The 230-nt window shown below is 36.5% G+C and carries 1 protein-coding gene; it reads right to left on the bottom strand.

Features of this window, described 5'->3' with window-relative positions:
- Positions 1 to 230, bottom strand: a 230-nt coding sequence (locus tag V6255_RS19400) for a TolC family protein (protein ID WP_425355951.1), incomplete at both ends; no start/stop codon positions are given.

Consider the following 230-nt stretch of genomic DNA (forward strand, 5'->3'; position numbering starts at 1 on the left):
GTACAAAGGAACATTTAGTGTTAGACCAATTATTCCTCTCGAAGAATGACTGTCACTATTAGCAGAATCATAATCATATTGTGTATCATCATAATCTAGCGAGCCAGTTAAAGAGAGAGATGGTTTATGGCCTGCTTGCGCCAACTCAATATTCATTATAGCAATATCCTTTGCAATACGTTCACTCTGTAAAAGTAAGTTGTGCTCAAGTGATTTATTACGCCAGAGTT

The sequence above is a fragment of the Psychromonas arctica genome, from assembly GCF_038155225.1.
Taxonomy (GTDB): Bacteria; Pseudomonadota; Gammaproteobacteria; order Enterobacterales; family Psychromonadaceae; genus Psychromonas; species Psychromonas arctica_B.